The sequence below is a fragment of the Psittacicella gerlachiana genome (genome assembly GCF_003585965.1).
Classification (GTDB): domain Bacteria; phylum Pseudomonadota; class Gammaproteobacteria; order Enterobacterales; family Psittacicellaceae; genus Psittacicella; species Psittacicella gerlachiana.
Map to the genome: position 1 here is coordinate 1 of NZ_NRJF01000081.1, position 7,115 is coordinate 7,115.

General features: G+C 35.2%; 4 protein-coding genes and 1 pseudogene. All 5 read right to left on the reverse strand.

Annotation, left to right across the window (positions count from 1 at the left end; translation table 11 throughout):
- Window positions 1–65 precede the first annotated feature (65 nt).
- The 5 genes and pseudogenes from CKF59_RS03325 to CKF59_RS03345 all read right to left on the reverse strand — a co-directional run bounded on the left by CKF59_RS03325 (window position 66) and on the right by CKF59_RS03345 (window position 7,068).
- Window positions 66–728 (reverse strand): hypothetical protein, encoded by a 663-nt coding sequence (locus tag CKF59_RS03325; protein ID WP_119534562.1) that lies wholly within the window; start codon window positions 726–728, stop codon window positions 66–68.
- A gap of 104 nt (window positions 729–832) precedes the next feature.
- On the reverse strand, window positions 833–1,594 hold the full coding sequence (gene can / locus CKF59_RS03330; RefSeq protein WP_119534563.1) for a carbonate dehydratase: 762 nt from the start codon (window positions 1,592–1,594) through the stop codon (window positions 833–835).
- 146 nt (window positions 1,595–1,740) lie between these two features.
- A pseudogene (pta, locus tag CKF59_RS08025) lies at window positions 1,741–2,802 on the reverse strand (phosphate acetyltransferase); the annotation flags it as partial.
- A 783-nt stretch (window positions 2,803–3,585) separates the two neighbouring features.
- Entirely contained in the window at window positions 3,586–4,791 is a 1,206-nt protein-coding gene (locus CKF59_RS03340) for an acetate kinase (protein ID WP_119534565.1), read from the reverse strand.
- Between the two features lie 261 nt (window positions 4,792–5,052).
- A complete protein-coding gene (locus CKF59_RS03345; protein WP_119534566.1) occupies window positions 5,053–7,068 on the reverse strand; it encodes a LysM peptidoglycan-binding domain-containing protein in 2,016 nt (671 codons plus the stop codon).
- Window positions 7,069–7,115 lie beyond the last annotated feature (47 nt).

Sequence of the window (7,115 nt, forward strand, 5' to 3'; positions counted from 1 at the left end):
AAATGTAAATAAGGTCCCATTGGGACCTTATTTACATTTAAACTTTAAAATTTATTATTGAGTAATTAAAAATTATAATTAAAGCCTAAGTTAATAGTTAAAGTATAGTAACTAGGTTGCTTTTTTGTACCGTAAATATAGGTTGCTTGAAGGGTTGAAGTAACATTACCTATATCAAAACCAAGGGCAAGAGAATTATACGGAGTAAGAATATTATTTTTTATTTTATAAAATTGTTGAGCAAATTCAGAATTAGTTCTTTGCGTTTCCGAAGAGAAGGTTTGATCTAAACCGCCTGCAAAGCGGACAAAGACTACATGATAAAAATAATAACGAGCAAAAGCACCAAAACGAATTGAACTCTTTTCGACTTTCCCTTGATAGTAGGTAGTAGTATCAGTTACTACTGTATCTTCATAATCAGAGTTTAAATAAGAGTAAGAGAATTCCGCTCCAAGGGTAAAATTGCCAAGATTATTTCTTTTAACAAAATCTGAATTTAAATTTGTGTAGTAGCGTCCAAAGTCAAATGACACGCCATAAACTGCATTTTTACTTGAAGTAAAAGCATCAGTAAATTTTGCACCAATACCACGAGAAACTTTATCGGAAGTCATGCCATAAAAAGTTGTCCCGTGAATCTGCCAACGTTCAAATTCATAAGCTTTAGTTGGTAAGCTAAAAAGTAACAGAGAGGGGGTTAATAAAGAGAGTAATTTTTTTAGCATTAGTTTTTTATTGATAGTGGTTTAAGTTATAGTTGGTTGCCAATATTATTATACCGAAAATAAAGAAAAAAGTCTTAGCCAGAACTAAGACCTAAAAAGGATTATTAATAATAATCTAAATAATTTGTTGTTTGATTTGCTTCCTGATCATCTTCATCATTTGCTTGTTTATCTTTATTAGCACGATCGACAATTTCTTGATCTAGATCTTGGTCGGTTAAAGTTAATAAACGAGCAATATAGTTACGGTAGTTAAGTTCTAATTCTTCTGCCGAGCTAGCCTCTACCCCTTCTTCTAACAGATGTCCATCTTCAATATTATAAACTAAGCCTGAGATGGTTAATTCTTGTCCACGTGCCCATGCGTCTTGGACAATAGAGCTACGCCCAAGATTCCAAATTTGTTCAGCAACATTAAGACGAGTTAATACTTCTAAACGATGTTTAGGGGTTAATGAGTTTAATAAAGTTTGATGACGGGTGTATAAGTCTTGTACGTGCATTAACCAGTTAGAAATTAAACCGCGAGTGGTATTTTCAGCTCCGGCTTTAATCCCTCCGCAGTTGCTATGACCGCAGACAACTATATCCTTTACTTTTAAAGCTTCTACTGCATATTGGACTACAGACATACAGTTTAAGTCTGTATGAATTACCATGTTCGCAATATTACGATGCACAAAAAGTTGCCCTGGATGGTTTCCGGTTAAGGTTTCAGCTGGTACACGTGAGTCAGAACAACCTATCCATAAAGTATCTGGAGTTTGTTGTTCGGCCATATCCGTAAAATAAGTAGGGTTGTACTTTAAACGTTTTCTAGCCCATCGCTGATTATTACGGATCATTTCTGAGACTTTTTTATCCATAAGGTATGAACTCCAAGTTACTTCTATTTAGTTGTTAAATTATCTTTTACAACGAGGTTATTATACTCAAAGTATAGCTATAAAAAAAGACCCACTTAAGTTATGGGTCTTTATTTTATTAAAAAAGAATTGTTTTAAATTGTAAATTATTTTTGTGCATTAATAGCTTGTACTGCAGTTAAGCAAATAGTGTACACTATATCTTCAACAAGAGCACCACGGCTTAAATCATTTACCGGTTTACGCATCCCTTGTAACATAGGACCAATAGATACTACATCTGCTGAACGTTGTACTGCTTTGTATAATGGGTTACCACAGCTTAAATCAGGGAACACAAATACATTTGCTTTACCAGCTACTGGTGATTCTGGAGCTTTAAGTGCTGCCACAGAAGGTTCAACGGCAGCGTCGTATTGTAACGGACCATCTACAGCAAGATCAGGACGTTTTTCACGTACTAAAGCTGTAGCTTCTTTTACTAAATCAACATCAGGACCTGAGCCAGAGTTAATTGTAGAGTAAGAAATCATTGCTACACGTGGGTCTAAACCAAAAGCTTTAGCGTTATCTGCAGATTGAATTGCAATATCAGCTAATTGGGTTGCTGTTGGATTAGGGTTTACCGCACAGTCACCATATACATATACATCTTCAGGCATTAACATGAAAAATACTGAAGAGATAATTGAAGCTCCAGGAGCTGTTTTAATAATTTGCATTGGTGGACGAATAGTATTAGCTGTAGTGTGAACAGCTCCAGATACTAGACCATCCGCTTCGTTAGCTTCTAACATCATAGTTCCTAGAACTACGTTGTCTTCTAATTGTTGTTTTGCTAACTCTTCAGTCATGCCTTTAGCTTTACGTAATTCCACAAGACGATCAACATATTTATCACGAACCGTAGTTGGATCAATAGTTTTTAATTCAGGTGGTAATGATAAGCCTAATTTGTCAGCTTGCGCACGTACAGCTTCACGTGAAGCTAGTAAAATACATTCAGCAATTTTACGCTCAGTACAAATAATGGCAGCACGAACAGTACGTGGTTCGTCTCCTTCTGGTAAAACAATACGTTGTGGATTTGACGCCGCTAATCCGGTTAATGAAGAACGGAAACGAGCTGGAGAAGTGCGAGGTAAAGCACGTTTAGCTTTATTTAATTCTAATAAGCTATTATCTACGATTTCGTAGTCTAAACCTTCTTTGTTAACTGCTAATAAAGGAAGGTTTTTAATTTTCCAATCTTCTTTTAAGTAGTTAGCTAAGTTAGAAGTTACTACTGTACCTAAGAGGCGATCAGTATTTTTACCATTGAGGCTAGATTCAACAAATGCACCTAATTGTGCACTTAAAGCGTTATAAGTTGTAGCTAAGCTCTTTTCTACTACCACAATATCAGCATCTAAAGTAGTTGCTACTGTGTAGTTAAAGTTTGTGCCTAGAAGGTAATGTAATTCACCTACAACTAAAAGTACATCCGTATCAGCTGCAAAAGAGTCTTGTAAAGCTACAAGGCTTTCAAATAAAGGATCTGTGTCATTAGCTGCAGTTTTTTCTACTGCTTGTTGTAAGCTAAATGCACTTTTTACTTCTAAGCCAGCTTCTACTAATGGATCGTTTTCTACTTTAAATACACGTAGTACTGCTACTTTTTGTCCACGATCTTGATGTTTTTTAGCAACAAATTGTACTAATGAATCTACTTGTGCTTCTTTATTAGTTGGCGCAAATAGTACTGTTCTTAATGACATTTTTTTAACCGTTTTTGTAGATAAGAAATATAGTATGTTAGAGTTTATTTCTTGTAATGATTATATTCTGTTAGTTTAATCCTTACTGACTAGAGTTTCCTTGCTTAACTCTAGTCAGTATTTGTATGGACTTAGAAAAAACTCTATTTATCCCCCGAAGTAGACCTAGCTACCTCAAAAAATAGCTCAGGCCTAAAGCAAAACTTTAGGCGTGAGCACTTTTAAATAAATGAATTATTTGCTTGTAAGAGCAAAAGCATCTTGTGCAATTAGTAATTCTTCATTTGTAGGAATTACCATTAACACTGGAGTGTTTTCTTTAGAAATAATACCTTCTTTACCAAATTTAGTATCGTTATTACGTTGTTCATCAATTTGGTAACCTAATAGACGTAATTTATCAACTACTAATTTACGTACGTGTGGTGCGTTTTCACCAATACCACCTGTGAAAGTAATAGCGTCAATATAATCTACATCTAAAATCGCTAGGTAAGCACCAATGTATTTTGCAATACGGTGAGCTGCTACATCTAAAGCTAATTTGGCACGTTTGTCTGTGTAGTAGTTATCTTCAGAGTAACGACAGTCTGAAGAAACACCTGTAATACCTAAAAGACCTGATTGTTTATTTACTAAATTATCAAACTGATCTACAGTTAGGTTTAATTTATTGAAGAGGTATTTAACCATACCTGGGTCGATATCACCTGAACGTGTACCCATTACTAGACCTTCAGTAGGAGTAAAGCCCATTGAAGTTTCTACTGATTCACCATTACGCACCGCACAAATAGATGCACCGTTACCTAAGTGACAGTTAATTAAATTAACTTCATTTTCAGGTTTGCCAATCATTTTAGCAAGAGTTTGAGTGATGTATTTGTGAGAAGTACCGTGCATACCATAACGACGTACACCATGTTGCTCATATAAATCATATGGTAAAGCGTATAAGTAAGCTTCTTCAGGTAAGGTTGAGTGGAATGCTGTATCAAATACCGCTACTTGTTTGTCAGCTAAATGAGGGAATAACTCAGTTGCTACTTTAATACCTAATAAAGCTGCAGGGTTGTGTAAAGGTGCATATTCTGCAGCTGTTTCAATGTTTGCAATTACATCATCATTGATTACAACTGAAGAAGTTAATTTTTCACCACCATGTACTACACGGTGACCGATAGCAACTAAAGCTTGTGATAATTCAGGTTTAGCTTTTAATAAGTTCTCAACTACAAAGTTTAATGCTTCAGCATGACCAGCGCCTGCACCTAAATCTTGCTCACCTTTTTGACCATCAAGTTTCCATTTAATGCGAGCTTCTGGTAAACCTAAAGCTTCAGCAAGACCTGATAAGAAAACTTCACCATTTTCAGGGTTCATGATAGCAAATTTAATAGAAGATGAACCGCTATTTAGGATTAAAACTAAGTTTTTCATTAATATACCTTTGTTTGAGGATCGATTGATAAATTTTTTTGCAAAATAATTTAATGCGTTAGGGGCTAACTTACATTAGGGGGTAATAGAGGCTTTAAGGAAGAATTAAAGGTCTACATCCTAACGCAGATTTTTTTGTATTTTATCATATTTTTATTTTTAACGTGCTGTTTTCATTTTGATAAGAGCTTTTTATAGCAAGCAAAGTGCGAATTATTAACAATAAAATATTAAGCAGAGCCGAGGCTCTGCTTAAGGTAGTTATTTTTTATAAACTTTTAGTTTTTGTCCAATATAAACAGTATTAGTTTTTAAATTATTTAATTGTTTAATTTGGGTTATAGTCATAGAGAATTTTTTCGCAATTCCACTTAAAGTATCACCACGAACTACAGTGTAGGTAATAGTACTTGGAGTTTTGCTAGTACTCTCAGTGCTAGAATGAGATTTAGTAGTGGTACTTGTCGTAGGTTTAGAAGTCGGATCTTTATTCTCACTAGTAGTGACTTTTTGCTTCACCACTACAATTTGTGGAATTTTTAATACTTGACCGGCTCTTATACGATCTGGATGTACATTATTAAAGCTTGCGAGATCAGAAATTTCAAGATCATAGCGTTTAGCAATTAAAGTAATGTTTTCTCCTGCTTTTACGCGATAAGTTTCTCCTGAGTCAACCATTTTGGTTACTGATTCATAAGAATCATCATCGTCAGCAACGGTAGTTGTACGTGGAATATTTAGTTTCATGCCGACATGAATAGGTTTGTTTTTATCCACATTAGGGTTAGCTTTTAATAAATCATTTAAGGTTAATTTATTATTATAGGCAATTTTATTTAGGCTATCCCCTGCTTTTACTACATAGGTTGAGGTCTGACTATAGTCAATGTTAGAGGCAATTTCAGGAAGAGCAGCTGATTGCACTACTGGAACTTTAATTTTTTGTCCTACATAAATATTGTCGGTTTTAAAGTTATTAAGTTCGACCAGTTGCTTATAAGAAACCCCAAATTTATCAGCTAAACGATAAAGAGTATCTCCTTTAACTACCGTATAAGTAGTTTCTCCAACAATTTGGGTTGGGGCATTAGTGTTAGATTTAGCCGTAGCTAGAGTCTGTGAAGAAACTCTATCTTCCCTCATAGTTACTTGCGGGATTTGATTATGAGCAATATACATGCTCAGATTTGCATTTCTAAAATTAACTAGACCTGTATAGATAGCTTTAGCTACGTCAGTGCGGTAAGTTGCAGTACGCAAACGTACTTCTTCAACACGATTAGATAAAAATCCCGTTTCAATTAAAATTGAAGGAATATCTGGACTACGTAACACTCCTAAAGAAGCATATTGTGGCGTACGTTTATGGAGGTTAGTAATTTTTGCCATTTGCGTGAGAATACTATTTGCAAGCAAGGTTGAGGTTTGTTGCTGTTGGGTAAAAGATAAATCTATTACATCACGAGCTACTTTCTGGTTAGTAGTTGATAAGATTTCTCCTGTACCCCCAAGTAACGAGCTTTGCTGTTCTTGACGTTCAAGAAGACGACCGGTTTCGGTTGTTGCACGAGTAGTTGAAAGTACCCAAACCGATGCCCCTAAAGCATTGACATTTGGTGAAGCATCAGCATGCACTGAAATCAATAAATCAGCTTTTAAGTTACGAGCAATAGTCGAACGGTTTTGTACGGGAATATATACATCCTTGTCTCTTACCATTTTTGGCGTAAAAGCTGGATCTGATTCTAAGAGGCGATATAAACGTCTTGCAATGTCTAAAGTTACATTTTTTTCGTATAACTTATAGATACGACCTATGGTTCCTGGGTCCTTACCTCCGTGTCCAGCATCTATGGCTACGACAATGGGAGGAATATTTACTTGAGCATCATAGTTTACGACTAGTTTCCAAGCTTTACCATCAGGAATGATCTGAGCATTAGTAGTGTTATTGAGGTGAAAGTTGATGGTTAAGGTTTTTCCTTGGGTTTTATAATCGATACGATTAAAAACTGAGTTACCCACTCGATAAGGATAACGGATATCAGGTGCTAAGGCATCATTGGTAAAGATAACTTGAAGAATTTTATTCTTATTATCAATTTTTAGTTGTGGGGTTCTACTTGTACCACTATAAGAAATTAACCAAGCTTCTTGGTCATGAGTTTTGGCTATATTTTGAATTTTACTGATAAGAGCCGCTGAAGCTTGCGGACTAAAAGTAAGTAAAAAAGATACGGTAAAAAGTAAAGGTAAAAGTAAGAGTCTAGTCATAATCGAGAGTTTGATAAACCTCACGGTTAAAACAAAAGTTTATTAAG

What these genes read in the sequence shown, in the direction of transcription:
- CKF59_RS03340 (WP_119534565.1), bottom strand. Translation starts at nt 4,791, where the DNA reads ATGAAAAACTTAGTTTTAATCCTAAATAGCGGTTCATCTTCTATTAAA.
- CKF59_RS03345 (WP_119534566.1), bottom strand. Translation starts at nt 7,068, where the DNA reads ATGACTAGACTCTTACTTTTACCTTTACTTTTTACCGTATCTTTTTTA.
- CKF59_RS03325 (WP_119534562.1), bottom strand. Translation starts at nt 728, where the DNA reads ATGCTAAAAAAATTACTCTCTTTATTAACCCCCTCTCTGTTACTTTTT.
- can (WP_119534563.1), bottom strand. Translation starts at nt 1,594, where the DNA reads ATGGATAAAAAAGTCTCAGAAATGATCCGTAATAATCAGCGATGGGCT.